Annotated in this window: 28 protein-coding genes; 13 read left to right on the top strand and 15 right to left on the bottom strand. The window is 68.4% G+C overall.

The genetic code is table 11. The features are described 5' to 3' along the window. The 5 genes from QRN53_RS15190 (at position 1) to QRN53_RS15170 (ending at position 3,712) form a co-directional block, all read left to right on the top strand. Entirely contained in the window at positions 1 to 753 is a 753-nt protein-coding gene (locus QRN53_RS15190; RefSeq protein ID WP_285244669.1) for a DedA family protein, read from the top strand. A 5-nt stretch (positions 754 to 758) separates the two neighbouring features. Then, entirely contained in the window at positions 759 to 1,430 is a 672-nt protein-coding gene (locus tag QRN53_RS15185) for a response regulator transcription factor (protein ID WP_285244668.1), read from the top strand. Continuing rightward, positions 1,427 to 2,476: a sensor histidine kinase gene (locus tag QRN53_RS15180; protein WP_285244667.1), complete on the top strand. Its 1,050-nt coding sequence runs from the start codon at positions 1,427 to 1,429 to the stop codon at positions 2,474 to 2,476. Before QRN53_RS15185 ends, QRN53_RS15180 begins: the two co-directional genes overlap by 4 nt. Before the next feature lie 154 nt (positions 2,477 to 2,630). Then, the gene (locus tag QRN53_RS15175) at positions 2,631 to 3,065 is read left to right on the top strand and encodes a VOC family protein (protein WP_285244666.1); all 435 of its coding nucleotides are present in this window, start codon (positions 2,631 to 2,633) and stop codon (positions 3,063 to 3,065) included. A gap of 5 nt (positions 3,066 to 3,070) precedes the next feature. Beyond that, a complete protein-coding gene (locus QRN53_RS15170; protein ID WP_285244665.1) occupies positions 3,071 to 3,712 on the top strand; it encodes a winged helix-turn-helix transcriptional regulator in 642 nt (213 codons plus the stop codon). 81 nt (positions 3,713 to 3,793) lie between these two features. Here QRN53_RS15170 and QRN53_RS15165 read toward each other — a convergent pair whose 3' ends face one another. From QRN53_RS15165 to QRN53_RS15150, 4 genes are all read right to left on the bottom strand, one after another. Next, complete coding sequence (locus QRN53_RS15165; RefSeq protein WP_285244664.1) at positions 3,794 to 4,210, bottom strand: MmcQ/YjbR family DNA-binding protein; 417 nt, start codon at positions 4,208 to 4,210, stop codon at positions 3,794 to 3,796. A 138-nt stretch (positions 4,211 to 4,348) separates the two neighbouring features. Next, positions 4,349 to 4,726, bottom strand: a complete 378-nt coding sequence (gene crcB, locus QRN53_RS15160; protein WP_285244663.1) for a fluoride efflux transporter CrcB — start codon at positions 4,724 to 4,726, stop codon at positions 4,349 to 4,351. Then, complete coding sequence (locus QRN53_RS15155; RefSeq protein ID WP_350224176.1) at positions 4,723 to 5,304, bottom strand: fluoride efflux transporter FluC; 582 nt, start codon at positions 5,302 to 5,304, stop codon at positions 4,723 to 4,725. The genes crcB and QRN53_RS15155 overlap by 4 nt, the downstream gene beginning before the upstream one ends. Continuing rightward, positions 5,301 to 5,837: a universal stress protein gene (locus tag QRN53_RS15150; protein WP_285244662.1), complete on the bottom strand. Its 537-nt coding sequence runs from the start codon at positions 5,835 to 5,837 to the stop codon at positions 5,301 to 5,303. Before QRN53_RS15150 ends, QRN53_RS15155 begins: the two co-directional genes overlap by 4 nt. A 164-nt stretch (positions 5,838 to 6,001) precedes the next feature. Here QRN53_RS15150 and QRN53_RS15145 point away from each other — a divergent pair, with 164 nt between their 5' ends. From QRN53_RS15145 to QRN53_RS15135, 3 genes are all read left to right on the top strand, one after another. Beyond that, the gene (locus QRN53_RS15145; protein ID WP_285244661.1) at positions 6,002 to 7,666 is read left to right on the top strand and encodes a PAS domain-containing sensor histidine kinase; all 1,665 of its coding nucleotides are present in this window, start codon (positions 6,002 to 6,004) and stop codon (positions 7,664 to 7,666) included. A 272-nt stretch (positions 7,667 to 7,938) separates the two neighbouring features. After that, positions 7,939 to 8,187, top strand: a complete 249-nt coding sequence (locus tag QRN53_RS15140; protein ID WP_285244660.1) for a helix-turn-helix transcriptional regulator — start codon at positions 7,939 to 7,941, stop codon at positions 8,185 to 8,187. Then, positions 8,184 to 9,458 carry a type II toxin-antitoxin system HipA family toxin gene (locus tag QRN53_RS15135; RefSeq protein WP_285244659.1) on the top strand — a complete coding sequence of 425 codons (1,275 nt, stop codon included), beginning with the start codon at positions 8,184 to 8,186 and terminating at the stop codon, positions 9,456 to 9,458. The genes QRN53_RS15140 and QRN53_RS15135 overlap by 4 nt, the downstream gene beginning before the upstream one ends. A gap of 10 nt (positions 9,459 to 9,468) precedes the next feature. Here QRN53_RS15135 and QRN53_RS15130 read toward each other — a convergent pair whose 3' ends face one another. Continuing rightward, a complete protein-coding gene (locus QRN53_RS15130; protein ID WP_285244658.1) occupies positions 9,469 to 10,353 on the bottom strand; it encodes a helix-turn-helix transcriptional regulator in 885 nt (294 codons plus the stop codon). A 90-nt stretch (positions 10,354 to 10,443) separates the two neighbouring features. Between QRN53_RS15130 and QRN53_RS15125 the strand changes: the two genes are divergently transcribed. Genes QRN53_RS15125 through QRN53_RS15115 form a run of 3 tightly spaced genes read left to right on the top strand, consistent with a single transcriptional unit; the run spans position 10,444 to position 13,244 of the window. After that, positions 10,444 to 11,325, top strand: coding sequence for an aldo/keto reductase (locus QRN53_RS15125; RefSeq protein WP_285244657.1), 882 nt, complete (start codon positions 10,444 to 10,446; stop codon positions 11,323 to 11,325). Between the two features lie 13 nt (positions 11,326 to 11,338). Next, the gene (locus QRN53_RS15120) at positions 11,339 to 12,367 is read left to right on the top strand and encodes an aldo/keto reductase (RefSeq protein WP_285244656.1); all 1,029 of its coding nucleotides are present in this window, start codon (positions 11,339 to 11,341) and stop codon (positions 12,365 to 12,367) included. Positions 12,368 to 12,413: 46 nt separating this feature from the next. Further along, a complete protein-coding gene (locus QRN53_RS15115; RefSeq protein WP_285244655.1) occupies positions 12,414 to 13,244 on the top strand; it encodes an oxidoreductase in 831 nt (276 codons plus the stop codon). Positions 13,245 to 13,370: 126 nt separating this feature from the next. Here the strand turns inward: QRN53_RS15115 and QRN53_RS15110 are convergent, their stop codons facing one another. From QRN53_RS15110 to QRN53_RS15095, 4 genes are read right to left on the bottom strand one after another with little or no spacing between them, the layout of a single operon-like run. Then, positions 13,371 to 14,738, bottom strand: a complete 1,368-nt coding sequence (locus QRN53_RS15110) for an FAD-dependent oxidoreductase (RefSeq protein ID WP_285244654.1) — start codon at positions 14,736 to 14,738, stop codon at positions 13,371 to 13,373. 12 nt (positions 14,739 to 14,750) lie between these two features. After that, positions 14,751 to 15,161 carry an arsenate reductase ArsC gene (locus tag QRN53_RS15105; RefSeq protein ID WP_285244653.1) on the bottom strand — a complete coding sequence of 137 codons (411 nt, stop codon included), beginning with the start codon at positions 15,159 to 15,161 and terminating at the stop codon, positions 14,751 to 14,753. After that, a complete protein-coding gene (locus QRN53_RS15100; protein ID WP_285244652.1) occupies positions 15,158 to 15,862 on the bottom strand; it encodes an aquaporin in 705 nt (234 codons plus the stop codon). The genes QRN53_RS15105 and QRN53_RS15100 overlap by 4 nt, the downstream gene beginning before the upstream one ends. Further along, the gene (locus tag QRN53_RS15095; protein ID WP_285244678.1) at positions 15,859 to 16,209 is read right to left on the bottom strand and encodes an ArsR/SmtB family transcription factor; all 351 of its coding nucleotides are present in this window, start codon (positions 16,207 to 16,209) and stop codon (positions 15,859 to 15,861) included. The genes QRN53_RS15100 and QRN53_RS15095 overlap by 4 nt, the downstream gene beginning before the upstream one ends. Before the next feature lie 147 nt (positions 16,210 to 16,356). On the opposite strand from QRN53_RS15095, the gene map reads away from it, so the two are divergent. Then, positions 16,357 to 17,130, top strand: coding sequence for a type I methionyl aminopeptidase (gene map, locus QRN53_RS15090; RefSeq protein ID WP_285244677.1), 774 nt, complete (start codon positions 16,357 to 16,359; stop codon positions 17,128 to 17,130). 58 nt (positions 17,131 to 17,188) lie between these two features. Here map and QRN53_RS15085 read toward each other — a convergent pair whose 3' ends face one another. Together QRN53_RS15085 and QRN53_RS15080 are read right to left on the bottom strand one after the other, a co-directional pair. After that, entirely contained in the window at positions 17,189 to 18,088 is a 900-nt protein-coding gene (locus QRN53_RS15085; RefSeq protein WP_285244651.1) for an SGNH/GDSL hydrolase family protein, read from the bottom strand. A 97-nt stretch (positions 18,089 to 18,185) separates the two neighbouring features. Continuing rightward, complete coding sequence (locus QRN53_RS15080) at positions 18,186 to 18,704, bottom strand: GNAT family N-acetyltransferase (RefSeq protein ID WP_285244650.1); 519 nt, start codon at positions 18,702 to 18,704, stop codon at positions 18,186 to 18,188. Positions 18,705 to 18,861: 157 nt separating this feature from the next. Between QRN53_RS15080 and QRN53_RS15075 the strand changes: the two genes are divergently transcribed. Beyond that, the gene (locus QRN53_RS15075) at positions 18,862 to 19,278 is read left to right on the top strand and encodes a hypothetical protein (protein WP_285244649.1); all 417 of its coding nucleotides are present in this window, start codon (positions 18,862 to 18,864) and stop codon (positions 19,276 to 19,278) included. On the opposite strand, the gene QRN53_RS15070 is transcribed toward QRN53_RS15075, so the two are convergent. From QRN53_RS15070 to QRN53_RS15055, 4 genes are all read right to left on the bottom strand, one after another. Continuing rightward, positions 19,247 to 21,223, bottom strand: coding sequence for an APC family permease (locus tag QRN53_RS15070; protein WP_285244648.1), 1,977 nt, complete (start codon positions 21,221 to 21,223; stop codon positions 19,247 to 19,249). The two genes, QRN53_RS15075 and QRN53_RS15070, sit on opposite strands and share 32 nt — an antisense overlap. 142 nt (positions 21,224 to 21,365) lie before the next feature. Further along, on the bottom strand, positions 21,366 to 22,049 hold the full coding sequence (locus QRN53_RS15065) for a response regulator (RefSeq protein ID WP_285244647.1): 684 nt from the start codon (positions 22,047 to 22,049) through the stop codon (positions 21,366 to 21,368). Further along, positions 22,046 to 24,616, bottom strand: coding sequence for a DUF4118 domain-containing protein (locus QRN53_RS15060; RefSeq protein WP_285244646.1), 2,571 nt, complete (start codon positions 24,614 to 24,616; stop codon positions 22,046 to 22,048). The genes QRN53_RS15065 and QRN53_RS15060 overlap by 4 nt, the downstream gene beginning before the upstream one ends. A gap of 69 nt (positions 24,617 to 24,685) precedes the next feature. Further along, complete coding sequence (locus QRN53_RS15055; protein ID WP_285244645.1) at positions 24,686 to 25,117, bottom strand: hypothetical protein; 432 nt, start codon at positions 25,115 to 25,117, stop codon at positions 24,686 to 24,688. Positions 25,118 to 25,137 lie beyond the last annotated feature (20 nt).

Genomic DNA, 25,137 nt, shown 5'->3' with positions numbered 1-25,137 from the left:
ATGCTCACTGCGCACCTTGCCACTGCCATGGCCACCACGGGATCACCCTCCCTGCTGGACCCCGCCGGCCTGCTGAGCGGGCTGGGACCGGCAGCCCTCGGCGTGATCGCCGGGATGGTCTTCATCGAATCCGGCGTGCTGTTCCCGTTCCTGCCCGGAGACTCGCTGCTCTTCACCGCCGGGCTCCTGCACCAGCAGCTGCAGCTGGCTCTTCCCGTGTTGATCGGCGTGATCACCGTGGCCGCCGTCGCCGGCGACCAGGTGGGCTACTTCCTGGGCCACAAGTTCGGCCGGCGCTGGTTCAAGGACGATGCCAAGGTCCTGAAAACCGCCCACCTCACCGCCACCGAGGACTTCTTCCGCCGGCACGGCGGCGCGGCCGTGATCCTGGCCAGGTTCGTCCCCATCGTCAGGACGTTCGCCCCGCTGACCGCCGGGGCCGCCCGCTACACCTACAAGTCATTTACGCTGTGGAACATCGTGGGTGCCCTGGCCTGGGCCACATCGGTGACGCTGCTGGGCACCTGGCTGGGCCAGTACGAGATCGTCGCTAAAAACATCGACGTCATCGCCGTGCTCATGGTGCTGGTCTCCGTGATTCCCTGGGCCGTGGAATACCTGAAGCGCCGCCGCGCCAGCCGCCGGGCCGCCGTCGAACGTTCCATGGACGACGACGACACTTCCGCAGGTGCCCCGCCGCACCTCGACACGGTGGGCCGCACTGCCCGGCAGGACGCGTTCACGGAAGAATAGGCCGCATGACCACCCCGGACCGGCCCTCCCTGCTGCTCGCCGAGGACGATCCCGCGCTGGGACCGCTGATCGCGGAACTGCTGGAGCCGGACTACCGGATCCGGCTCGCCGCCACCGGCCAGGAAGCCCTGCACCTGGGCCTGACGCAGCCCTGGGACGTGATGGTGATTGACCGCGGCCTGCCCGTCATGGACGGACTGGCCGTCATCGCGGCGCTCCGGGCCAAAGGCATCGCCACCCCCATCCTGATCCTCACCGCGCTGGGCGAAACGGATGAGAAGGTCCGCGGACTGGACACCGGCGCCAACGACTACATGACCAAACCGTTCGACGCCGGCGAGCTGGCGGCGCGGCTGCGCGCACTGACGCGGACGTTCGCCCCGCCGGCCGGGCCGGTGGGGATCGGCAGCTGGGACTTCGATCCGGCGTCGCGCGCTGTCCGTTCCGCCTACGGCGAGGTGGTGACGCTGACCGCCAAGGAAGCCGAACTCCTGGCGGCGCTGGCCGCCGAACCCGGCAGGGTGTTCACCCGCGACGACCTGCTCGCCGCGCACTTCCAGTCCACGGACCAGCCCGGCGTGATCGACACCTACGTCCACCACCTGCGCCGCAAGATCTCCCGGACCGTCATCCGCACCGTCCACGGCGTGGGCTACCAGATCGGCGACCCCTCATGACCCTTCCCCAAAGCTCCGGCACCGGCTCCTCCGGCACTTCCCACTCCGGCTCTGGGGATCCGGACCAGGACACCCTCCGCCGCGCGTCGCTGAAGGTGGCACTGCGGATCAGCGCCGGCGTGGCCGTCCTGGTACTGGTGCTGCTCGCCGCCGCCACCGTGTTCCTCATGAACAAGCTGGCCCATCCCACGCCGCCCGGTTCCACCGCCGGCAAGGCCTACACCTACCTGGACTCGAAGGACCTGATCGAGGGCATGATCCTGGCCGGGCTGGCGGGCATCGTGCTGGCCGGCGTGGTGGGCTGGATCAGCGCCCGCAGTGCCATCCGGCCGCTGGGCGAAGCCCTGGCCCGGCAACGGCGCTTCGTCCAGGACGCCAGCCACGAACTCCGCACCCCCCTGGCGATCCTGGATACCCGCATCCAGCTCGCGCAGCGCAAGGCCGAGCCCGGGTCCGAGCCCGCGCAGGCGTTGGCGAAGATCCGGGAGGACACGGCCACACTGACGGGCATCGTCAACGAACTCCTTTTGGCGGCGACCGGCTCCCCCGGTGGTTCCTCAGGCGCGTCCGGGGATGCCGTCACGGAGCCGGTGGACGTCGCCGTGGTTGCCCGGTCCGCCGCCGAAAGCCTCCAGGACCTGGCCGGCCAACAAGGCGTCCGGCTGGACTTCTCCGGTGCCGGCGCGGCGTGGGTGCGCGCGGATCCCGGCTCGCTGCGGCGCGCCATACTGGCCCTGGCCGACAACGCGCTGGCTCACACCCCGCCCGGCGGAAGCATCACCATCAGCACCAGTGTTGAGGGATCCCGGGCCGTGGTCCTGGTGGCAGACACCGGGTCCGGGATCACCGGGGTGGACCCGGACCGCATCTTTGACCGGTTCGTCCGCGCCCCGGGGTTGGACGGCTCCGGGGGCAGGCGCAGCTTCGGCATAGGCCTGGCACTGGTCCGCGACATCGCCACCGCAGCCGGGGGCACTGTGAACGTGCTGCGGACCGGATCCGACGGGACAACCATGAGGCTGGCACTCCCGCTGGCGCGCGGCTGAAGCCGCAGGCGGCGCGTGGTGAAGCCGCCGGGCCGGCAGGGGTGAAGGGCGGCCGAAACGAACGGGTGGAAAGGGACCAGTCTGGGTATTGACCCCTCACTTGTTTTTTGCAAGTATCGAGGTTATCCACTCCATCTTGGGAAAAGAGACTGTGATGACCGCAATGTTCGTAAACCTGCCCGTGACAGACCTGGAGCGCGCCAAGGCGTTCTACACGGCGGTGGGTTTCACCATCAACCCGCTCTTCACCGACCACAACGCCGCGTGCGTGGTGGTGGAGGAAGACCACAGCTTTTTCATGCTCCTGGTCCGCGAGTACTTCCAGACCTTCAGCGAACGGCCCATCGGCGACCCGTCCGCAACCGTATCGGCCACCACCGCAATCTTCCTGGACAGCCGGGAAGCAGTGGACGCCAGCGTGGCCAGTGGCCTGGCGGCAGGCGGAAGCGAGGCCCAGCCCGCTTCCGATTACGGCTTCATGTACCAGCGCCAGCTGACAGACCCCGACGGCAACATCCTGGAGTTCGGCTTCATGGAAGCCGCCGCCGCCGAACAGGGCCCGGAAGCTTTCATGAACCAGCAGGCCTGAGGTTCATGGCCGCACGCGACTACGGACAGTACTCGGGCATCACGCGGGCCATGGAGATCGTCGGCGAACGGTGGGCCCTGCTGATCGTCCGCGACCTGCTTGTGGGGCCGCGCCGCTACGGTGAGCTCGCCGAGGGCCTGCCACGGATCCCGAGCAATATCCTGGCCGCGCGGCTTAAGGAACTGCAGGCTGCCGGCGTGATCCGCCGTGCGCCACGCTCCCGGGTCATCGTCTACGAGCTGACGCCGTACGGACGGGAGCTCGAACCGGTGGTCCTCGGGCTGGGCGCCTGGGGCTTCAAGGCCATGGGTGACCCGCGCGAGGACCAGATCATCAGCCCCGACTCGATGACCATGGACCTGCGCACCGCGTTCCGGCCGGACGTGGCGGCCGCCCTGCCCGCCACCGCCTACGCCGCGCACTTCGGTTCCGCCGACCTCCTGATCCGGGTCCAGGGGCCCAGCCTCGACGTCACCCGCGGTGACGGCGCGGCAGACCTCGCCTTTGCCACCGGACCGGACATCCGGCTGCTCATCTCCGGGGACATGGCACCGGACCGCGCGATCGAAAGCGGCGTGATCCGGGTCCTAAGCGGCCCGGGAGACCTCCTTCGCCGCTTCGCGGACACCTTCCACCTGGCGGCCTGACAGAGGTCGGCGGCTCCTGTTGGCTGACGCCCACCCAATGCACGGGACGAAATGGGGCACGTCGCGGACCGGCGTCGTGCGTCAGCGGCCCGCGAAGAACTCCTTGACCAGCCTTTTGGGTGCCCGGGCCGCCCAAGCTTCCACAAGGATCTCCGCCAACTCTTCGCGCGACATCTCGCCAAGCCGGGACTCCTGCACCAGGACGGCGTTGTACCCGTTGAAGTGGGGCACGGTAAAGAACGGCAGCGACGGGTCCTCCACCAGGGCTGACTTCGCAGCATCGTCCGCGACCACGATGACCAGCAGGTCCTGGTACGGTTCGCCCGATTCCGGATTGATCGCTGTCTTGTGCGGGGCCCGGTACAGCACGAAGCCCCGGCCCTTGGGTCCCTGCGGCACTTTGTAGGTGGGACGGTCACCCCAGGAGGTCCCCAGCACAACCTCGGGAAGGCCCCTGCAGATGGCATCAATGTCGCCAGGTGTTGCCTTGCGCTCCATCGCCACAAGGTAGCCCCGCGCCGTGAGCGTCCGCAATACTCTGCGCCCGGCTCCTACTCGCTGGTGCCCACGAACTCAGCCAGCGTCGACCGCTTCGCGGCAAGAGGTGCCGCCGGGGTGACCGTCGGCCTGCCTTTGCTAGAACAGGCTGCCCAGCACAAGCCCGCCGGCAGCAGCGGCCACGGCGGCCACGGCGGTGCCGATCCCGTTGACGAGGGCCAGCCCGGTGCGGCGGGACTGGATGAGCCGGACCGTCTCGAAGCTTGCCGTGCTGAACGTGGTGTAGCCGCCCAGGAACCCGGTGCCGGCAATCGCCTGCAGCTCGGCAGGCGCGGCGTGGACGATAACGGCGCCGGCAAGCAGGCCCAGCAGGAACGAGCCCGTAACGTTGATGATGATGGTTCCCACCGGCAGTGCGGTGCGGACCTTGGACCGTACCAAGCCGTCCACCACGAACCGGGTGGCTGCCCCGAGCCCGCCGGCGACGCCGATCAGGATAATGATGGCGACGCTCACCGGCTCTCCTTCTTCAGAGCCCTCGGGCGATCGGTGGCCCGTACACGGTGGCCTGCCGCCAGCCAAATTCCCGCCACGGTGGCAGCGGCGCCCGCCACCACACTGACCGCCACGTAGAGCAGCGCGTCCGTGACGCGGCCTGCCCCCAACAGGGTATTCGCTTCCAGAGCCAGCGTGCTGTACGTGGTGAACGCACCCATGAACCCGGTGCCGACGAACAGCCGGACCAGCCGAAGCCGCCCCGCGTCAGGGCCCCGCCGCACCAGCGCCTCCAGCAGGAGGCCGAGCAGGAAGGCACCGGAAAGGTTGATGGCCAGGGTGGGGACCGGCCAGCCACCCGGTGCAGGCAGGAGGCTGGCCAGTCCAAAACGGGCCAGCGCCCCCAGGATGCCGCCCGCAATGACTACCAGCAGGAACCCGGGATGCAGGTGCACCGGCCGGTGGGGGCGCGCCGCACCAAGCGTCCCCTGGTCCGCCGCAGCCTCCCGGCCGCCGGCCTTCGGATGCCGGGTCCCGTCGTCGTGCCCCTGCGTGTCCGCGGCTCCCGCCTGGGCCTCCGGTACAGGCGGTTCCATCATCGGCCCGCCGTGGGCTGGTGCCTGTGCGGCGACAGCGGCACCACCAGGACAGGCCGGTGCTGGCGGTGGGTGAGGTGCACCGCCACGGATCCCACGAGCATTTCCTCAAGCCGGGCCCCGAGCCCGCGCTCGCGGGTGCCCACCACGATGACGGACGCGTCGGCGGATTCCGCCAGGCGTCCCAGCGCCCGGGCCGGGTCACCGGCAAGGGTCACGAAGGACCAGTCGATCCCGGATCCGTTGAAGGCCGCGCGGAGGTCCGCGGCGATGGTGGCACCGATTCCTTCGATATCGTCATCCACCCCGTCGGGATCGATCGGCCGGGCCTCCACCCTGCCGTCCGGCTCCTCAGCCAGGTAGGTGGTGACGTCCACAAAGGCGCAGACCAGCTTCACGCCGAGGCTGAACGCCAACTCGGCGGCCCGGTGGGCGACGGCCAGCGGCTGGCCGGGCACCACGCCCATGAGCACCGGCCCACTGATCTTCCGCGGGACGTACGGCGTGGGGCTGGATTGTTTCCCTGCGTCAGTCATGTCAACTCCTGTCAGATCCGGATTCTACTGCGCGGCCGGACGTCAGGCAGAAACGCGCACCTAAAGCCCCGTGCCGGTGGAGATTAAGAACCAGCATTGCAGTTGATTGCGCACGTGGCGGGGTAGGTTTCTTCCACAAGCGTTCAGGGCAGGTAGGGGAGACCATGCTTTTTGAGCAGTTGTATGCGTACTACCGGACATTGGGGCCCAGGGGCCGGGCGGTGCTGTTTCAGCTTCCGCTGTCTACGACGATGCTGCTGGTCACGGTCCTGACGATGATACTGCACCCGCAACTCGATGTGTCCGGGCCGTTTCTCTTTAGCCTCGGGGCACATGTTCTGCTCCTTGGCGCTTGCGCCCTGGTGCCGTGGGCTCGCCTGACCGATCGGGCCGTGCTCATCATCCCGGTCCTGGACTGCATCGTCGTTGGCTTCTCCCGCGAAGCCGCCGACCAGTACCTCGCCGTCCTGGGTTTCCTCCTGGTTTTTCCCGTCGTATGGCTGGCCGCGGACCGGCGCCGCAGCGGCGTCCTTTTCGCCGTCGTCGCCACCATCCTCAGCGCGGTGCTGCCCCCGGTCATCCTGGGCACGGGCTTTGATGGCCCGGACTTTATCCGGATCGTCCTGCTCCCGGTCATTCTCGGAGCGATCGCGCTCACGGCCCACGGCATTGTCAACGCCCTCTCGCTGCAGCGGCAACAGCTGAAGGCCCAAAGCTGCGAGGTCAGGGACCTCCTGGTTGCAAGCGGGGACCGCGAGCGGCTGCTCAGCAGCGTCATGGACACTGTGAGTGTAGGAGTCTGCGCCGTCGACGCCAACGGCCAGGCGGTGCTTGCCAATCACCAATTCAGCAGCCATTTCGGCGGCACCGTCACCGGGAGGCAGCTGTCCGATGAACCACCGGGCTTCCTCGTCTATGGTCCTGACCGGAAGCATGCCCTGCCTCCGGAGCAGCGCCCCGGGTTTCGGGCGGCACAAGGAGAGTCCTTCACCGACGAACTGATCTGGGCCGACAACGGAACCAGCCAGCGGGCCTACTCAGCAACGTGCCGGTTGATCCGTGACTCCCGGGGCGAACACCGGGGAGCGGTCCTTGCGTTCACCGATGTCACAGCGCTGGTCGAAGCGCTCTCGGCCAAGGACCAATTCGTCTCCAGCGTCTCGCACGAACTGAGGACCCCGCTGACCTCGATCATGGGCTACATGGACCTGGCCCTGGACGAAAAGGACCTTGACCCTGACATCGAGATGTACCTGACCGTCGCAAAACGGAACGCCCAGCGACTCCTGCATCTGGTGGGTGACCTGCTGACGATCGCCGCGGACACCGTGACCATCAACCCGCGGCACGCTGACCTCTGCGAGGTTGTCAGGCAGAGTGTTGAGGCCGCCCAATCACGGGCCAAGGCCCGCGGCATCACCTTGTACCTGATCCCCAGCGAAGCGGCCAAGGGTCACTTCGACCCTGACCGCCTCGGCCAGGCCGTGGACAACCTGATCTCCAACGCCATCAAGTACACGCCTCACGGCGGCACGGTCACCGTCAAGGTCGACGCCACCGGGCACGAGCTTCGCTGCGAAGTCACCGACACCGGCGTAGGCATGTCCGAAGAAGAACTTGACCAAGCCTTCACCCGCTTTTTCCGGGCCGCCAATGCGCACTCCTCCACCATTCCCGGCGCCGGACTGGGGCTGGCAATCACCAAGTCCATCATGGAAAACCACCGCGGCCACGTCGCTCTTTCCAGTAGCCCGGGACAGGGAACAACGGCGGTACTAACCCTCCCCGCGGCCGACATGGGAGCACTGAAGACGGCGTCCGCTTCGTGAATGCGGCCGATCACCAAGTGAACCGAGGGCAGTGACGCTGGACGGAGCCGGGCTTCGAACACGAATTACCTCGCACTCGGCATCCTCCTCCAGACGCTGCGGCACAAGCCGTACGTGCAAATCATAGGCGCCCTCCACTCCCTCGCCTCCCGTCTGCGCGGCCGGAAACCTGGGGCATAGGGACATCGAGTGCCAGATCTGTCACAAATGCTCATCTTAGGCAAATGAGTCATATCTGGCACAAATGATGATCACGCGCGTATGATCAATATATGTCACAAACGCCGTTTTACCGGGCCGTCGACGCCGTCTCCTTGGGGCGGGCCATCAGCGATGCCCGCAAAGAGGCCTCCCTGACCCAACAAGATCTCGCTGACCGGCTCGGGACGGCCCGGCGGACCATTGTCAGGCTCGAGCACGGCGAAGCAGTCTCCGTCATCGTTGCCATGAACGCCATCCGTGTGCTGGGCCGCGACGTGGCGCTGGTCCCCCGGTTCGCGAAGCTGCAGGTCAAGGCGTGAGCCCGCGCAACAAGAGCCTGGAAGTATTCCTCCATGGGCGGCACATCGGCGTCCTGACCGGGTCCGGCCTCAGGATGTCCTTCCACTACGACCCGGACGTCGTCGCCGAATACGGTGCCTCCTCCGTTCTGCTGTCCCTGTCGCTGCCAGTGGGCCGGAAGAAGATCGACGGTCCGGCAGTTTACAACTACTTTGACGGCCTCCTGCCAGAGGGCCAGGTCCGTTCACATCTAGCGTCAGAGAACGGACTCTCCACCCCTGATGCCCTCGGGCTGCTGACCATCCTGGGCGCCGACTGCGCCGGCGCCGTGCAGACGCTTCCGGCGGGTACGTCCCCTGATGGGCCGGCCGACGCCCAGCCGATGACTACCGAGGAGGTCGCCACCGTCGTCGAGGCGCTCCCCACGTGGGATCTGCCTGACGACTTCGCAATTACCGCTTCGCTGGGCGGCATTCAGTCGAAGGTACTGCTGAGCCGGTCTGGGGACGGATGGGCTTGGCCGGGCCGCGGGGCCTTGTCCACCCACCTCATCAAGCCGGAGCCGCTGGACTCCCCGGTCCCGCACCTGCTTGCCGCCGAGGACTGGGCGTTGAAGCTGGCTGCTGCCGTCGGCCTGCCCGCTGCGGCGGCCCATTTGGAGACATTCGGGTCCCGCCAGGCGATCGTCGTGACCCGGTACGACCGGACTCCGAACGGCAGCCGGCTGCACCAGGAGGATTTCACCCAGGCCCTTGCTTTGGCCAGCACGTCCAAGTATGAAACGTCTCCAACCCCGCCGTCCCGCCTGGCCCGGCTCGTGAGGGCTGCGGCACCGCATACGCGGGACGACCGGGAATTCCGGCGCGCACTGCTGCGCGCCATAACCTTCAACCTCGTCATCGGCAACGGAGACGCCCACTCGAAGAACTACTCAATTCTCCTCAGGGACGGCGGCGAAGTGACGATGGCCCCGCTCTACGACCTCGCCCCCACGCTGCTCCTCTATGCCCCGAGCAATAACTCCGGCCATATCGTTGGCGGCCAGTCCAGGCTCAACTACCTGACGCTGGAACACATCGTCCGCGAAGGCGTCACGTGGGGCATGGATGTCGGGGACGCGCGGGAGTCGGCGGCTGCAGTTTTGGAGCGGGTGGCCACCGCATCGGCAACGGTGGCCGCACCGGGGGAAATTGGCTTCTTGAACGAACTGGTCGCGGTGCGTGCCGGTGAGCTGCTTGCGGGCATGAGGGCCCGCCGCGCGCTGGCCGATCAGACGCCGGCGGCTCACTAGGCGCTGGAACTCATGTGCTGGTTTCGCTTGCGCGGACCTCTCCGGCCCGCAGCTGCGTGACGGCCCAGCTGGCCAGGACTTTGAGGGCGTCCTCGGACGGCGAGCCCGGCTCGGCCGTGTAGACGTTGATCCGAAGCCCGGGATCGGCGGGGAGCTCGAGCGCCTCGTAGGTCAGGTCCAGGTCCCCCACAATCGAGTGGTGGAGCCGTTTGCGGCCGGTGCGGTGGTACTTCACGTCGTGCCGGGCCCACCGGGTGCGGAACTCCTCGCTCTGCGTCGAGAGCTCCCCGATCAGGTCCGAGAGGTCCTTGTCGTACGGGTTCTTCCCCGCCGTGGACCGCAGGACGGCAACAATGTCGTCCGCGGCGCGTTCCCAGTCGGCAAAGAACTCCCGCGCCTTCGGGCTCAGGAACGTGAACCGCGCACTGTTGGGCGGGGTGCCGCCGTCGGTCATCATTTCCAGGTACAGGGCCCGGCCCAGCTCGTTGGCCGCCAGGACGTCGCCGCGGTCGTTGCGGACCCAGGCGGGCGCCGCGGGAATCGCATCGATGACCCTCTGCACACTGGGCCGCACAGTCAGCGGGCTCCGCTTGCGGCGCACCCGCGGGGCAGCCGTGGACGCGCGGGCCAGGTCGAACAGGTGGGCCGTCTCGGCGTCGTCCAACTGCAAGGCACGTGCCAGTGCTTCCAGCACGCTGTCCGAGGCGCCGGACAGGTTCCCCCGCTCCAGCCGGATGTAGTAATCAACGCTCATCCCGGCCAGCATGGCCACCTCTTCCCGGCGCAGCCCCGTGACGCGCCGGTTGCCGCCGTACGCCGGCAGCCCGGCCTCGTCCGGCGTGATCCGTGACCGGCGGGAGGTCAGGAATTTCCGCACGTCGTCGCTGTTGGTCATGGCTCAACGGTACGCCGGACCCCATCCGAAAAGGGGTACTGGCTGCCCCTCCCATAAACAGGCACACCCAAATACCGTGAAGGAATGGTTATGGAACTCACACTCAACAACGGCGTCACCATGCCCGCGCTCGGCCTCGGCGTCTTCCAAAGTCCCCCGGAAGAGACGACGGCGGCCGTCCAGACAGCGCTCGAGGTGGGCTACCGGCACATCGACACCGCCGCCGCCTACGGCAACGAGCGGGAAGTGGGCGACGGCATCCGCCGCTCCGGCCTGGACCGTGGCGACGTGTTCATCGAAACCAAGGTCTGGGTCAGCGACTACGGCTACGACGAGTCCCTGCACGCCTGGGACAAAGCCGCCGGCAAGCTCGGGGTGGACCAACTGGACCTGCTCATCCTGCACCAGCCCGCGCCGGACCGGTTCGAGAAGACGGTCGCCGCGTACAAGGCGCTGGAAACCCTGCTGGCGGACGGGCGGGTGCGGGCCATCGGCGTCAGCAACTTTATGCCGCACCACCTAGAGCGTCTACTGGCGGAAACGGACGTTGTCCCGGCCGTGAACCAGGTCGAACTGCACCCCTACTTCGCCCAGCGTGCCGTCCAGGCCGCGGACACGGAACACGGCATCCTCACCCAGGCGTGGTCGCCGATCGGCGGCATCACCTTCTACCCGGGCTGGGGCGAGAACCGGAAGAACGTCATGCGGGACCCGGCGATCGCCGCGATTGCGCAAGCCCATGGCAAGACTCCAGCCCAGGTGATGCTGCGCTGGCACCTGCAGCAGGGCCGTTCGGCCATCCCCAAGTCCACCAACCCGGCGCGCATCGCCGAGAACTTCGACGTGTTCGGCTTTGAGCTGTCCGCCGCGGACCTGGCTGCCATTGACGCCCTGGATACCGGCGTCCGCAGCGGCCCGGACCCGGACGTGGCCCGCCCCGAGCGGTTCGCCATGGCCATCCCCGAAGCCTAAAGGAGAAAAGAACATGGAATACCGCCCGCTTGGCCGCACCGGCGTGCAGGTCAGCCCCCTGTGCCTCGGCGCGATGATGTTCGGCCCCTGGGGCAACAACGACACCGCCGACGCCACCCACATCATCCACCGCGCCCTGGACGCCGGCATCAACTTTGTCGACACCGCCGACGTCTACTCCGGCGGGGCCTCCGAGGAGATCGTTGGTGCAGCCTTGGCAGGCCGTCGCGACGACGTCTTCCTGGCCACCAAGTTCTTCATGCCGATGGACGAGGACCGCCCCAACATGCGCGGCGGCTCCCGCCACTGGATCATGCGCGCCGTGGAAGACTCCCTGCGCCGCCTGGGCACCGACTACATCGACCTCTACCAGGTGCACCGGCCCAGCCCGGACACCGACGTGGAGGAAACCCTGGGCGCCCTCACCGACCTGGTCCGCCAGGGCAAGGTGCGCTATCTCGGTTCGTCCTCCTACTCCGGTTCGCAGATCGTGGAGGCGCAGTGGGCCTCCCGGGAACGCAACCTCGAACGGTTCGTCACCGAGCAGCCGCCGTACTCCATCCTGACCCGCGGCATCGAGGAGGACGTCCTTCCCACCGTGCAGCGGCACGGCATGGGGACCCTGACCTACAGCCCGCTCGCCGGCGGCTGGCTGTCCGGCCGGTGGCGGAAGGATTCAGCGTCCCGTCCCACCTCCAGTGCCCGCCCCAGCGCCCGGTTCGACATGTCCCAGCCGGCCAACCAGCGCAAGCTGGACATCGTCGAAGAGCTGGCGCAGGTGGCCGAATGGGCCGGCGTCACACTCATCGAACTGGCCATCGCGTTCGTGATCAACCACCCCGGCGTCACCGCGGCCATCGTGGGACCACGCACCATGGAACAGCTCGAGTCCTACCTCCCGGCCGCCGACACCAGACTGGCGCCGGAAGTCCTGGACCGCATCGACCAACTGGTGGCCCCCGGTGTCACCGTCAACCCCGACGACAACAGCTACGGCGCCCACGAACTGACAGCAAAGGCACGACGACGGCACGCGGCGTGACTGCCGCTCCGCCCAACAAATTTCAAACCCTACGAAAGGACAACCCATGGCAACGTGGCTCATCACAGGCTGCTCCACCGGACTTGGCCGGGCACTGGCGGAAGCCGTGCTCGCGTCCGGGCACAACGCCGTCGTCACCGCCCGGAACGTCGAATCCGTGCAGGACATCACCGCCGGCTTCCCCGACACCGCCCTCCCGCTCCCCCTCGACGTCACCGACAAGGCGCAGATCAGTGCCGCGGTGAAGCAGGCGGAGGAGAAGTTCGGCAGCGTGGACGTCCTGGCCAACAACGCCGGCTACGGCTACCGCGCCGCCGTGGAGGAAGCGGACGACGCCGACATCCGCCGGCTGTTCGACACGAACTTTTTCGGGGCGGTGGACATGATCAAGGCCGTGCTGCCGGGCATGCGCGCCAACAAGGGAGGGTCCATCCTGAACATCTCCTCCATCGGCGCCCGCATCACGCCGGCCGGTTCCGGCTACTACGCGGCCACCAAGGCGGCACTGGAAGGCATGTCCGGCTCGCTCCGCAACGAGCTGAAGCCGCTGGGCATCAACGTCACGGCGATCGAGCCCGGCGGCTTCCGCACCGACTTCGCGGGCCGCTCGCTCACGCAGTCGGCGACCCCGATCGGCGACTACGCGGACACCGCCGGCAAGCGCCGCAAGGAAAGCGACACGAGCCACGGCAACCAGCCCGGCGATCCGGACAAGGCCGCCCGGGCGATCATCGCCGTCGTCGAATCCCCCACCCCGCCGGGCCTGCTGGTCCTGGGCACGGACGCCTTCGGCGCCTTCGGCATGGTGGCCGACGCCCAACGGGCCGAACTGGACCAGTGGCAGGAGCTGAGCACCAGCACCGACATCACCGACTGACCCAACTGGGTCGCAGTTGTTGTCGTTTTGGAGCGTCAAAACGGCAACAACTGCGACCCAGTTGGGGGGTTGAGGGTGCGGGTCACCAGTGGACGGCCGTGTCGCCACTTGGCAAGGCGCGCCCGTTTACACGCGCGCGGATTCGCCGCTGCGGCCGTGCTGCAGTCCGGTGGCGAACCCGATGGTCACGGGAACCGGCGCCGGGGCGGAGCAGCAGGCGTCTGCGGCAGCGTCACCGGCGTCCTCGGGAACGGACGTGGAGCACACACCGGTTTCGGGGAGCTCAAGTTCCACAGCGTCGGCAGCCTCGGTGTCCCCGGCCAGGGCGGCGGCGATGGAGCGGACCTGCTCGTACCCGGTGGCCATGAGGAACGTGGGCGCGCGACCGTAGGACTTCATCCCGGCCAGGTAGAAACCCTTCTCCGGCTGCTCGAGGATCCTCGCTCCATGGGCCGGGACCGTACCGCAGCTATGGAAGTCCGGATCGATCAGCGGGCCCAAAGCCTTGGGGGCGTCCACTGCAGGGTCCAGGTCCAGGCGCAGCTCCGAGAGCATGGCCAGGTCCGGCCGGAATCCGGTGGCGGGAATGACGCGGTCCACCGATACGGACCGGCCGTCCTCGGCGTAGACGGTGACGGCGTCGCCATGGGTTTCGAGGGACGCCGTGTGGAAGTTGGCCAGGAGCTGGACTGCCCCGGTGTCGACGGCGGTGCGGAGCCGGGCCCCGAGCTGGCCGCGGGCGGGCAGCTGGTCGGCGTCTCCCCCGCCATAGGCCCGGGCGGGGGTGGCGGCGCGGATTGCCCACAAGACCTCGGTGCCGGGGTTGGCACGGGCCAGCCGGGCCAGGTCAAGGACCATGTTGGCGGCCGAGTGCCCGGAACCGATGACCAGGGTGCGGCGGCCAGCGAAACCACCAGCGGAAACGTCCGGCAGCGGACCGGTGACCAGCCCTGCAGCCCGTGCTTCGGCTTCCCCCGGAACCGCCAGCCCGGAGGATCCCAGCGGCGCCGGCGTGCTCCACGTTCCGGAGGTATCGATGACGGCGCGGGCCAGCACCTCGGTGACCTGGCCGCCGTCGTGCCCTATGCGCAGCAGGAACGGGGCGCTGTCGCGGCCCTGGCTGCGGCCCTTGTCCATGCCCTGCCGGGTGACGGCGAGAACCCGTGAGCCGGTCCTGATCCGGTCCTTGAGTTCGGGGGTGGCGGCCAGCGGTTCCAGGTATTCGGAGACGATCTGGGCGCCGTATGGCAGCGCGGTGGGCCGGGGTGCTTCCCAGCCGTTGCGTTCCAGCAGCCGCACCGAGGCGGGGTCGAGGTTGTATTTCCAGGTGGAGAACACGCGGACGTGCCCCCATTGCCGGATGGCAGCCCCAACAGCCGGGCCGGCCTCGAGGACCAGCGGTTCCAGCCCGCGTTCAAGCAGGTGCGCGGCCGCTGCGAGGCCTACCGGCCCGGCGCCGATTACGGCAACCGGCAGGGACTCCTTGGATGTCATGGTGTCCTCGACTCAGCTCTGTGCAGGAATAAGGGAAGCGATCAGGGCCTCCACGCGGCCCTTGATCTGGTCGCGGATGGGCCGGACGGACTCCACGCCCTTGCCGGCGGGGTCTTCCAGGACCCAGTCCTCGTAGCGTTTGCCCGGGAAGTACGGGCATTCGTCGCCGCAGCCCATGGTGACCACCACATCGGAATCCTTCACGGCCTCGGTGGTGAGGATCTTGGGGATCTCCGCGGACATATCGATTCCCACCTCGGCCATGGCCTCGACGGCGGCCGGGTTGACCTTCTCCGCAGGCTGCGAGCCCGCGGAGCGGACCTCGATGGCGCCCTTCGAGAGGCTGGTGAGGTACGCGGCGGCCATCTGGGACCGGCCGGCGTTGTGGACGCAGACGAACAGGACGGAGGGCTTGTGGCTCATGAGAGCACCTTTCGGCGGGCCGCGACGACGGCGGGGGCGGCGGGGAGGGAGGGGTAGAGGAAGCGCACCAGGACGAATCCGGCGGCACCACCCAGCAACTGGGCCAGGATGAAAGCAGGGGCCGACGACGGCGCGATGCCGGCGAAGGTGTCCGTGACGGTCCGTGCGATGGTCACGGCAGGGTTGGCGAAGCTGGTGGAACTGGTGAACCAGTACGCGGCGGTTATGTACCCGCCCACGGCGAACGCCACCCGATCCGCCCGGCCGGAGCGGACGGCGCCGAAAATGACCAGCAGCAGGCCCACCGTGGCGATGACCTCGCCCAGCCAGAGCGCCGGCCCGGTCCGTTCGTGGCTGGACCAGGCAACCGCGTCCAGGCCGAACATCAGGTTCGCCGCCACGGTCCCGGCCAGTCCGCCAAGGACCTGTGCGCCGATGAGGGCCCCCGCCGTGGTGGTGTCGATCATCCGCAGCGCACGTTCCACCAGTGTCACCACAGGATTGAACGACGCCGATACCGGCTGGAGTGCCACGATCAGCGCCACCAGCGCGGCACCTGTGGCGAGGCTGTTCTGCAGGAGCTGCAGCCCGACGTCGTGCGGGGACAGCCTGGACGCCATCACGCCTGACCCCACCACTGCCATGACCAGGAACGCCGTACCAATGAACTCCGCCGCCGCGCGGCGGACCAGGACGTTCACGCGGCCTGCCCGCCGATCAGTGCCGCCAGGTTGCGCAGAGCCCCGGTGCGGGCCCGGTAGTAAACCCAGACGCCCCGCTTTTCCCGGTCCAGCAGCCCTGCTTCGTGCAGGATCTTCAGGTGGTGGCTGATGGTGGGCTGGGAGAGCTCGAAGGCATCATTCAGGTCGCAGACGCAGGCCTCGCCACCCTGGTGCGAGGCCACCAGGGACATCAGCCGGAGCCGGACCGGATCCGCCAGCGCCTTCAGCAGCGGTGCGATCCCCTCCGCGTCGGACTCGGACAGTGGCTCGCGCGCCAACGGGGCGCAGCAGGCCACGGCCTGGACCGGGGTCAGCTCCAAAGACATAGACATACGTAAATATTTACATTCATCAATGTCTTCCGCAATTGCCGCAATAAACCCGCAGGTCAGCTCCGCCCCCTTGCAGCCCGCGGCGGCGGGACAAATAGGATGGCCCCTACAGCTAGCCGGCCGCAGATGAAGGGCGCCCCCATGATCGAGATCCTCAACCCCGCCGAAGTGGCCCGCGCACGCGAGACGGGGGCCCTGGTGGCTGACATCCTGCAGGCCATGAAGAACCGCGCAACCGTAGGCACCAACCTGCTGGAGATTGACCAGTGGACCAAGGAGATGATCACCGGAGCGGGGGCCGAGTCCTGCTATTTGGATTACGCGCCGTCCTTCGGGCGCGGACCGTTCGGGCACTACATCTGCACCGGCGTCAACGACGCCGTGCTGCACGGGCTCCCCCACGACTACGCCCTGGCCGACGGCGACCTGCTGACCCTGGACCTCGCCGTCGTCAAGGACGGGGTGGCAGCGGACGCCGCCATCAGCTTCATCGTGGGCGAATCGCGGCCGGCCGAGAGTGTGGCGATGATCGAAGCCACCGAGCGCGCACTCGCCGCCGGGATTGCCGCCGCCGGCCCGAATGCCAAAATCGGCGACATCTCCTACGCGATCGGCCGCGTCCTCACCGATGCCGGGTACCCCATCAACACCCAGTTCGGCGGCCACGGCATCGGCTCCACCATGCACCAGGACCCGCACGTACCCAACATGGGCCGCCCCGGCCGCGGCTTCAAGCTGCGGCCCGGGCTGCTGCTGGCATTGGAGCCGTGGATCATGAAGGACACGGCGGAACTGGTGACAGACGACGACGGCTGGACCCTCCGCAGCGCCACCGGCTGCCGGACGGCCCACACCGAACACACCATCGCCATTACGGAGAACGGCGCCGAGATCCTGACCCTGCCCTCGCAGTAGGGGCTATCCAGTCCCTGCCGCGAGGGCTCCCGCGTGGTGCCCCCGCCCGTGGGACGGGTCAGCTCTTCGCCAGCTGGGCAGGTTTGATCGCGCTGACCATGGCCGGGTAGTAGCCCTGCGCGTACCCGTCATAGGTCGGGTGGAAGTTGAACTGGGCGTAGGGGCCCAGGTTGAACCAGGAGGCCGAGGAACCAATTTCGTGGCCGTTGAACTTGGGGGACACATCCACGAACTGCGCACCGGCGTCCCGTGCCTTGCCCGCCAGGACCGCGTTGAGCTGGTCCGTTCCCTGGTCGAAGACGGCCGCGGCCGCCGCGGACATGACGCCGCCGCCGGCGATCACGGTGGTGGATTCCCCGGCCGTCGCAAAGAGTCGGGGGTACCCGAGCCAGGTGATCTTGGCATTGCTTGCGAAGCCGCGGATGGTCCCAACTGCTCGGGCCACATCCACGTTGTTGGCCAGGGCAAGCCCGTATGCTGTGGCCGCCTGGCATCCGGTGGCGGTTGGCGACGTATCCGCGGCGCAGGCACCGATGATCTGGCCGAAGTTGACATCGTTACCGCCGGCCGTGAGGGTCACCACTCCTGTGGTGCTGTTGAGCGCACCATCAAAGGACGCCTTGGCCGCCTGCTGGGCGATGGTGGGAATACCCGAGGTGGTTGCTCCGACAGTCGCCCCAGCACACGCATAGTCGCCGGTGAGGGCCACCGATTGGAGCTGGTCGAACAACGCCACGTCATCAGGTCCGCCATGCAGGCAGGCCGGGCTGCCGAACACCGGATTTACGCCGGCGGTTGGCGCCACGGAACCCCAGCCGGCCGAGAAGGAGTCCCCGAGATTGACGTAGTTGACGGGGCTCTGGGCGGCGAAGGCCGGCATGGCTGCCCCTGAGAGGATGAGCGTTGTGGCGGCGGCGAACGCCGCAGCACTGCGGCGGTAGGGGGAGGGAAACTGCATGATGTACTCCGTACTGTCCTCGAGTAAGCGTGTCTCACGACGCTAGGACTTGGGCCGGAAGCACACACAGGGCCATTGGACTCTGGCAAAGCGGGAACTATTCAGTTCCCGCCACGGTGCTGCGCCGTTCCAGCAGCAATGTGTCCTGCCAGTGCCCGGCCTTGGGTCCGTTGCTGATCCTGGCTATCCGCTCCCGGGTTCCCACCACCCGGAACCCAAGCCGCTGGTGCAGTACCAGGCTGGCGGTGTTCTCCGGGAAGATGCTGGACTGGATGGTCCAGATGCCCGCGGCCTCCGTGGAGTCGATCAGGGCCCCGAGCAGGCGCCGGCCCACGCCCCTGCCGTGCGTCTGCGGCGCCACGTAAATGGAGTGCTCCACGAGGCCCCGGTACACCTCCCGGGACGAAACACGGGATACGGCCGCCCAGCCCAGGACCCGGCCCGCGTCCTCGGCGATGAGCCGGTGCTCAGGCAACCGGCCGGCGTCGAACGCCTCCCACGTGGGCGGCTCGCTCTCGAAGGTGGCTTCCCCCGTGGCGATGCCCGCTGCATAAATCGCGTGCACCGCGTCCCAGTCAGCGGGGCGCATCGGGCGGATGGTGACGGGATTGTGCATGGGTCCCATTATGGTGCCGCCGCCGGGCCCGCCCCGCCCCTGAAGGCCTCCGGCGGGGCGTAAATAATCCGTCAATAAACAGCCCCCGCCGCCCCGCCCGCCCCGCCGCGGCCCTTTGATGGAGACGTAGGCAGCACGTGCCGGGCAAGGAGCGCAGATGCGGTGGGATGACGCACCGGAGGACCGCGGCAGGGTCAAGTTTGCCGCCGCGGCAGGGGCCGTGGAGGGCTACGGCGGCAGGGGCCTGAACGGCCGCGCACTGCACCCTGCCGCCGGTTATCTCTTCCCCGACCAGGACGGCGAGGGCTGGTGGGTCATCTTCCAGCCCTGGCCGTCGTCGGACGCGCACGCACACAAGGTCCCCGGCGACATCCTGGCCTGCAACGATTCCTACGGCGATATGGTGCACGTGGTGGTGCTGGCAGCAGGCGTGTGGGAGGACGACGCCGAGGCCGCCTTCCGCGCGCACGTCCCGCTGACCCTGGCGGACGCCGCCCGGGTTGCGGCCACGGTGGCGCACGTACCGGCGCCGCAGCCTCCGGTCAGCCCACGTGGACCCAGGGGCGCTGGGTGACATCCGGGACGGCCTCGCGCAGCACCTCACGGGTCACCGGCGCGATCTCGCCCTCGCCCAGGAACAGGAACCGCACCAGGTTGGTGATGGGGTTGCCCTCGGTCCAGCGGAAGTAGATGTGCGGCATCAGCCCGGTAACGTCCCTGATGTGCAGGAGCACGGAGGCGATGGTGTTGGGGACCACCGGCCCGTGGACTTCCAGGATGTGGTAGCCGTGGCGGTTCACGCCGCGGACATGGAGCTCGGTTTCGAAGTCGGAGGAGTCGTCCACAATGACCTCGAGGAACAGGGCCTCTCCCGCCAGCGGCAGGTGGCTGACCTCGATGGCGGATTCCAGCTTGTCCCGGTAGGCCTCCGCTGACAACCGCATTGGCTCGTGCGCGATGATCGCGATGGGCCCGTCCAGGGTGCTGGACATGAACTCCAGGGCCTGCTGGTCCAGGTGCACCCGGGTGGCGTGCAGTTCGAACGACCGCCGGACCCGGGACAGCAGGGAGATCACGATGATGCCCAGGATGAAGATCGCGGCGATCCGGATGCCCTCGGGCCGTTCGAAGATGTTGGCCACAGTGGTGTACGCGAACACCACCGAGATGGCACCGAAGCCGAACGTCAGGTTCCGCTGCCCGCGGCGGCGCACCGACAACGTCACCGCCACGGCAGCGGAGGTCATCAGCACCAGTACGCCGGTGGCGTACGCACCGCCCTGGGCATCGACGTCGGCGTTGAAGATGAAGGTGATCAGGAAGCCGATCAGAGTGAAGACGAGCACCAGGGGACGGACGGCCTTGGCCCACCCCGGGGCCATGCCGTAACGCGGCAGGTAGCGGGGAACCAGGTTCAGCAGGCCGGCCATGGCCGAGGCACCGGCGAACCAGAGGATGCCGATGGTGCTGATGTCATAGACGCTGCCGAACCCCACGCCAAGGTATTCGTGCGCCAGGAAAGCCAGGGCACGGCCGTTCGCCTGGCCGCCGGGCTGGAATTCCTGCTCCGGGATCAGGACCACGGTGATGAAGCTGGTGGTCAGGAGGAACACGCTCATGATCACGGCGGCGGTGGTGAGCATCCGCCGGGCTCCGCGGATGCGGCCTGCAGGGTTCTCCTCGGTATCGTCCGGAGCGCCCTTCACCTGGGGCATCACGGCAACGCCGGTCTCAAAACCGGACAGGCCCAACGCCAGCTTGGGGAACACCAGCAGCGCGATGGCCACCGCCATCACCGGGTTCCCGTGCGAGACCCACAAGTTGGTCCACCAGTCCCCCATGGCCGCAGGGTGGGAAATCACCTGTCCCAGGGTGGCAACCACCACCACGGCGTTCAGGCCCAGGTAAAGGACCACCAGGACCACGGCGACCCCGATCGCTTCCTTGAAGCCCCGCAGGAACACGGCCGCCAGCAGCGCCAGCAGGAACAGCGTGACGGGGACGTTCTGGTTTTGGAGCCAGCCGGGGGCAACAGGGTTGCCGATCAGGTGCGCGGTGGCATCGGCCGCCGAGAGGGTCATGGTGATCATGAAGTCGGTTGCGGCGAACCCGAGCAGCACCAGCACCAGGAGCTTGCCTCCCCAGCGGGGCAGCAGCCGCTCCAGCATGGCGATGGAGCCTTCACCGCGCGGGCTCTCACCGGCAACCCTGCGGTAGACCGGCAGTGCGCCCAGCAGGGTCACCGCCACCAGCACCAGGGTGGCCAGCGGGGAGATGACCCCCGCGGCCAAGGCGGCGATGGCCGGCTGGTAGCCCAGGGTGGAGAAGTAGTCCACACCCGTCAGGCACATGACCTGCCACCACGTGTGCTTCTTTTCGTGCTGCGTCGGAACACCGCCGGGGCCCTGGTGGGTGCCTTTGCTGTCCTGCAGGCCAAACAGCAGCCAGTCCTTGAGCGCCTTCCTGCCGTGGACGTGGGGCGCGGAAGGATCCGCCGGGGGCCTGCTCAACGTGGTCATGACTGCCTTTCCGCGCTGCCCTGTGCAGCACGATCACTGCGAAGCTAGCACCGGCCAAAATGGCTGGCACGGGAAAACGACTTTTCTTAATGATTCCTTTACGCGTGATGTACGACGCCGGCGGGGGCCTTTGCGGGGCGCGTCACGGTTCGAAGCGGTACCCCATGCCGGCCTCGGTGAGCAGGTGGCGGGGCCGGGCAGGATCGGCCTCCAGTTTGCGGCGCAGCTGGCCCATGTAGACGCGCAGGTAGTGGGTTTCGTTCTCGTAGCCGGGTCCCCAGACTTTCCGGAGCATCTGCTGCTGCGTGATCAACCGTCCGGGGTTCCGGGCCAGCAACTCCAGGATGGCCCATTCGCGCGGCGTGAGCCGGACCGGGTCTCCGGCCCGCGTGACCTTCCGGTTGGCCAGGTCCACCTCGAAATCCCCCACGTCGATGGCCGGCCCGCCCTCCACCGCTTCCGGGGATCCGGTCCGGCGCCCGGCCACGCGCAGCCGGGCCAGGAGTTCGTCCAGCCCGAACGGCTTGGTCACGTAGTCGTCCGCGCCGGCATCCAGGGCCCGGACCTTGTCCACGGACCCGTGCCGGGCGGACAGCACAATGATGGGCATGCTGCTGGTGCGCCGCACCCGGGTGATCACATCCACGCCGTTGATGTCCGGCAGGCCGAGGTCCAGCACCATCACGTCCGGGTGGCCGCCCTCGGCATGCTGCAGGGCGGCAGTGCCGTCCAGGGCCGTGAGCACCCGGTAACCCTCCGCTTCCAGGTTCACCTGCAGGGCACGCAGGAGCTGGGGTTCGTCGTCCACGATCAGGATGGTCCTCACGAGCTGCTCCCTGCCGGCCGGCGCCGGTCCGGGGCGGCGGCCCCCACGGACAGCGGCAGCCTGATGATCATGGTCAGTCCGCCGCCGGGGGTCGGTTCAGCCACCAGCCGGCCGCCCATGGCCTCCGTGAACCCCTTCGCAACAGCAAGGCCAAGCCCGATGCCCAGCCCTTCGGGGGCGTCGTCAAGCCGCTGGAACGGCTGGAACATTGCGGCGGCCGCGGCAGCGGGCACACCCTGCCCGTGGTCGACGATGCGCAACTCGCCGAACCCGCCGCCGTCGTCGTCTGCCCTCCGGGTCCCGGCCGAAACGCCCACGATCACCACGTCCGAATCCGGCGCGTACTTGAGCGCGTTTTCCACGATGTTGGCGATGACCCGTTCCAGCATGCCCAGGTCGGCGTCGACGGCGGGCATGGCGGCGGCGAGGTCAATCCGGATCCGGTCCTGCGGGAGGCCGCGCAGCGCATCCTCAATGGCATCGCGCCAGCTGACCGGCGATGTCAGCGGGGCCGCCGAACCACTGGAAATGCGGGACATGTCCAGGAGGTTCGAGATCAGGGCGTCCAGGCGCTCGGTGTAGGACTCGATCGTGGCGAGCATCTCGGCCTGCACCTCCTCCGGCAGCCGGCGGCTCTGGCGGCGCAGCGCGGTGACGGCGAGCTTGATACCGGCCAGCGGGGTGCGCAGGTCGTGGCTGACGGCGCGCAGGATGGACGTGCGGACGCTGTTGCCCTCCGCCAGTTTGGTGGTGCTTTGCAGCCGGCGCTGCAGGGCCTGGCGCTGGCGCAGGAGCAGGAGGTGGGCGCCGTGGGCGGCGAGGAGCAGGCGGTCGCCGGCGGTCAGGGTCCGCCCGGAGAGGACCAGCGCCGTCCGGTCGTCGGCCAGTTCCACGCTGTCCGTCAAGGCCGCGGCGTCCGGGGCGGGCGGCGCCGGGGCACCCGAGAAAGCCTGGAGTTCCCACGCCCCGCTGCCGTCACCGGCAACGGTGAACAGCCCTGCCGACCGGACCTGGAAGGTCTCCCGGACCTTGTCCATGAACGCGGCCACGGTGTCATCGGCCAGCAGGGCGTCGCGGGCCAGGTCCGCCAGGGTGGCGGCCTCGGCACGGGCCCGGGCGGCTTCCCGGGCACGCCGGGCGGACAGGCCCACCACCAGGGAGACCGCCACGGCCGCCGCCAGGAACACCAGCAGGGCGAAGACGTTTTGGGGGTCGCTGATGTTGAAGGTCCCCACCGGGTCTGTCTCGAAGAAGTTCAGGAGCAGCGAATCCAGGACCGCCGCGAGCACTGCCGGCCAGAGCCCGCCAATGAAAGCCACCGCCATCACGCCGGTCAGGTGCACCAGTGCGTGGGTGGCGAGGTTCAGGTCCGGGCCGGCAGCCAGGGCAGTGGTCAGGAGGACCGGAAGGATGACGGCGAGGACAAACCCGACGGTGGTGCGTGTGCGGCCCAGTGCGGCCGTCGCAGGCCGGGGCAGGCCAACCCCGCCCTGCGGCCGGGACACGATGTGCACGTCGATATCGCCGGAGCCGCGCACCACCTTGGCGCCGGCTCCGGCGCCGAGCAGCCGGCTCCACAGGCCTCCGGTCGAGGCGCCGATGACGATCTGCGTGGCATTGACGCTGCGGGCAAACTCCAGGAGCGATTCGGCCGCGTCCTCCCCCGAAACTGTGTGCCAGGTTCCGCCGAGGTCCGTGACCAGGCGCTGTTGGGCGTCCAGTGCGTGGCCGGACTCGGTGGTGCTGCCGTCCCCGCGCCGAACGTGCACGGCGAGCAGGTCGCCACCGTGGACCCTGGACAGGATGCGGGACGCCCGCCGGATGAGCAGTTCCCCGTCCGGGCCGCCGTCCAGGCCCACCACCACCCGTTCGCGCGCGGGCCAGGTGGCGGTGATGCCCTGGCTTTTCCGGTACGTCGCCAACCCTTCGTCCACACGGTCGGCCAGCCAGATCAAGGCGATCTCGCGCAATGCGATCAGGTTGCCCAGGCGGAATTCGTTGGCGAGGGCCGCATCTATGGCGTCCTTGGGGAACACTTTTCCGTCGGCAACGCGCTGGCGCAGGAGTTCGGGCGGGATGTCCACCAGCTCGATGTGCTCTGCCCGCCGCACCACGGCGTCCGGCACGGTCTCACCGTTGGGCTGGTCCGTGATGGCGGCGACGGCGTCCCGCAGCGAGGCCACGTGCTGCACGGTGAGGGTGGTCAGCACATCCGTCCCTGCCGCCAGGAGCTCCTCGATGTCCTGCCAGCGGCGCCCGTTCCGGCTTCCCGGAGCGTTGACGTGCGCATAGTCGTCGACGACGGCCACACCGGGGTGCCGGGCCAGCACCGCCGCCACATCCAGCTCGGCCGCCTCCGCTCCACCGGCGCCGGGCACCAGACGCGGGGCAACGGCGTCGAGCCCGTCAAGGAGTTGGGCAGTCTCGGTCCTGCCCTGGTCCGCGGCAATGCCCACAACCACGTCCCGGCCGCACGCCGCAAGGCGGTGCGCCTCGCGCAGCATGGAGTACGTTGTGCCGGCACCCGCTGCCGCGCCCAGGAAGATGCGAAGCGTTCCCCGTGCCATACCCACAGTCTTATCCCCTCGGGCCACCCGGACCAACTCGCCGGGCTGCCGGCCGTCCGCAGGTACAGGCTATTCCACCCAGCGGAGCAGCCACACCGTCGTGGCCGGCGGCAGGTACCCATCATGGAGGGGGCCGCTGCTGATCACAATGATCCCCTCCGGCAGCGGCACGGGCGAGCGGCCGAAGTTGGCAACGCAGTGCCACCCGTACGGCCGGCTGAAATGCAGCAGCCCGTCGTGCCGCGAGTCCTCCCAGTGGACGTAGTTGAAGGACTCCAGTTCGGTCCGCCACGTACACGCCGCGCGCAGGAAGTCCCTCCGGCCGCCGTCGCCACCGCTGCCCGGGTGGTCCGGGTCCGCGGGATCCGTGTCTACGGGATCCGTGTCTTCAGGAAAGGGCAGCGCCAGGTTGAGGAGCAGGATGGCCCGGATCCATTGTTCCGCCAGGCTGCGGTCCCGGAGAGGCTGCCGGAGGGCGGCCCGCACGTTCAGTAAAGGCAAACTCTGCTCGATTCTGTAGA

Source organism: Pseudarthrobacter sp. fls2-241-R2A-127 (assembly GCF_030209355.1).
Lineage (GTDB): Bacteria > Actinomycetota > Actinomycetes > Actinomycetales > Micrococcaceae > Arthrobacter.
The sequence above is the reverse complement of the archived record's forward strand: the minus strand, read 5'-3'. Positions and strand labels throughout refer to the sequence as shown.

What these genes read in the sequence shown, in the direction of transcription:
- QRN53_RS15190 (WP_285244669.1), top strand. Translation starts at nt 1, where the DNA reads ATGCTCACTGCGCACCTTGCCACTGCCATGGCCACCACGGGATCACCC.
- QRN53_RS15185 (WP_285244668.1), top strand. Translation starts at nt 759, where the DNA reads ATGACCACCCCGGACCGGCCCTCCCTGCTGCTCGCCGAGGACGATCCC.
- QRN53_RS15180 (WP_285244667.1), top strand. Translation starts at nt 1,427, where the DNA reads ATGACCCTTCCCCAAAGCTCCGGCACCGGCTCCTCCGGCACTTCCCAC.
- QRN53_RS15175 (WP_285244666.1), top strand. Translation starts at nt 2,631, where the DNA reads ATGACCGCAATGTTCGTAAACCTGCCCGTGACAGACCTGGAGCGCGCC.
- QRN53_RS15170 (WP_285244665.1), top strand. Translation starts at nt 3,071, where the DNA reads ATGGCCGCACGCGACTACGGACAGTACTCGGGCATCACGCGGGCCATG.
- QRN53_RS15165 (WP_285244664.1), bottom strand. Translation starts at nt 4,210, where the DNA reads ATGGAGCGCAAGGCAACACCTGGCGACATTGATGCCATCTGCAGGGGC.
- QRN53_RS15155 (WP_350224176.1), bottom strand. Translation starts at nt 5,304, where the DNA reads ATGATGGAACCGCCTGTACCGGAGGCCCAGGCGGGAGCCGCGGACACG.
- QRN53_RS15150 (WP_285244662.1), bottom strand. Translation starts at nt 5,837, where the DNA reads ATGACTGACGCAGGGAAACAATCCAGCCCCACGCCGTACGTCCCGCGG.
- QRN53_RS15145 (WP_285244661.1), top strand. Translation starts at nt 6,002, where the DNA reads ATGCTTTTTGAGCAGTTGTATGCGTACTACCGGACATTGGGGCCCAGG.
- QRN53_RS15140 (WP_285244660.1), top strand. Translation starts at nt 7,939, where the DNA reads ATGTCACAAACGCCGTTTTACCGGGCCGTCGACGCCGTCTCCTTGGGG.
- QRN53_RS15130 (WP_285244658.1), bottom strand. Translation starts at nt 10,353, where the DNA reads ATGACCAACAGCGACGACGTGCGGAAATTCCTGACCTCCCGCCGGTCA.
- QRN53_RS15125 (WP_285244657.1), top strand. Translation starts at nt 10,444, where the DNA reads ATGGAACTCACACTCAACAACGGCGTCACCATGCCCGCGCTCGGCCTC.
- QRN53_RS15120 (WP_285244656.1), top strand. Translation starts at nt 11,339, where the DNA reads ATGGAATACCGCCCGCTTGGCCGCACCGGCGTGCAGGTCAGCCCCCTG.
- QRN53_RS15115 (WP_285244655.1), top strand. Translation starts at nt 12,414, where the DNA reads ATGGCAACGTGGCTCATCACAGGCTGCTCCACCGGACTTGGCCGGGCA.
- QRN53_RS15110 (WP_285244654.1), bottom strand. Translation starts at nt 14,738, where the DNA reads ATGACATCCAAGGAGTCCCTGCCGGTTGCCGTAATCGGCGCCGGGCCG.
- QRN53_RS15105 (WP_285244653.1), bottom strand. Translation starts at nt 15,161, where the DNA reads ATGAGCCACAAGCCCTCCGTCCTGTTCGTCTGCGTCCACAACGCCGGC.
- QRN53_RS15095 (WP_285244678.1), bottom strand. Translation starts at nt 16,209, where the DNA reads ATGTCTTTGGAGCTGACCCCGGTCCAGGCCGTGGCCTGCTGCGCCCCG.
- map (WP_285244677.1), top strand. Translation starts at nt 16,357, where the DNA reads ATGATCGAGATCCTCAACCCCGCCGAAGTGGCCCGCGCACGCGAGACG.
- QRN53_RS15085 (WP_285244651.1), bottom strand. Translation starts at nt 18,088, where the DNA reads ATGCAGTTTCCCTCCCCCTACCGCCGCAGTGCTGCGGCGTTCGCCGCC.
- QRN53_RS15080 (WP_285244650.1), bottom strand. Translation starts at nt 18,704, where the DNA reads ATGCACAATCCCGTCACCATCCGCCCGATGCGCCCCGCTGACTGGGAC.
- QRN53_RS15075 (WP_285244649.1), top strand. Translation starts at nt 18,862, where the DNA reads ATGCGGTGGGATGACGCACCGGAGGACCGCGGCAGGGTCAAGTTTGCC.
- QRN53_RS15070 (WP_285244648.1), bottom strand. Translation starts at nt 21,223, where the DNA reads ATGACCACGTTGAGCAGGCCCCCGGCGGATCCTTCCGCGCCCCACGTC.
- QRN53_RS15060 (WP_285244646.1), bottom strand. Translation starts at nt 24,616, where the DNA reads ATGGCACGGGGAACGCTTCGCATCTTCCTGGGCGCGGCAGCGGGTGCC.